The organism is Phenylobacterium sp. (assembly GCF_030693805.1).
Lineage (GTDB): Bacteria > Pseudomonadota > Alphaproteobacteria > Caulobacterales > Caulobacteraceae > Phenylobacterium.
Map to the genome: position 1 here is coordinate 1 of NZ_JAUXZW010000290.1, position 1,024 is coordinate 1,024.

A 1,024-nucleotide genomic window follows, 5' to 3' on the forward strand; every position below is an offset into this window, starting at 1 on the left:
CAGCTCTCGTGCGTGGCAGGTTGTCACGATAAGCCGCGGCGACGCACATGGCCAAGGCATGATCCAAGCCATGATCAATGCTGAAAGCCCGCCGGTGCGCCTTGCCGAATTCCGTTGATGCCGCCTAGGCCACGGCCAACAGCGCGCTTACTCCCAGAATTTTGCGAGATTGATGGCTCCATGAAGTCGGCGCCTTTTGCGAAGAACCCCATCGCGTCCTCCGACGCAGTTGCCACGCGTTACCCGACCTCGTCTGTTCGCGGCTACTTCACATTCGGATTCCTCACCTCGCCCTTCTGCTTCACGATCTCCTGCAACTTCGCGCGGATCGGCCCATAAGGCCCGTATCTGTGCTGCGCTTCTGAGAAGCCGTCGGCATAGGGGCCGTAAGCCGCGTCGATCGGCTTTTTCAAAAGGTCGGGAAAATCCTTGTCTAACCCCGCGCGCTGCGGCCTCGGCTTCGAGATCATCAGCGCGGCGACGTCCCAGGCCTCTTCGGGCGAGAGCCGCGGGTGCAGATAATCGACGCCGTCCGGCATGTTGGAATGGATGAAATTCGCCGCCGTGATCAGCCGCGCCGTGCCGGCGCCGTCATTGAAACTGTCCGAGCCCCAGAGCGGCGGAAAGGCGTAGCCGGCGCCCAGCCCCGGCAGGCTGTTCTGCACGCCGGCGCCGTCGACGTTATGGCAGCTGAGGCAGCGCGCCTGATAAATATCGCGCCCGCGCGCCGGATCCGCGGCGCGATCGAGTTCCGGCATCGTCCCCGCGCCGAGACCGGAGAGCTTCTCGCCCTTGCGCACGCCGCACGAGAGAAACTGGATATAGGCGACGATGGCGTGCATCGGCGTGGATGACGCCGGCAGCGGGCGCCCGTTCATGCTGCGCGTCATGCAGGAATTGATGCGCTCTTGCAGCGTGATCTGCGCGCCGACGCGCGCGCTATAGGCAGGGAAATCCTCGGCGAGTCCGAAAATCGGCAGACCGAATTTCTTCACGCCGGCGTCGAGATGGCAATTGCCGCAGG

General features: G+C 63.7%; 1 protein-coding gene. It reads right to left on the reverse strand.

Annotation, left to right across the window (positions count from 1 at the left end):
• Positions 1–263 precede the first annotated feature (263 nt).
• Positions 264–1,024, reverse strand: a 761-nt coding sequence (locus tag Q8M88_RS11150; RefSeq protein WP_305597229.1) for a c-type cytochrome, incomplete at its 5' end; no start/stop codon positions are given.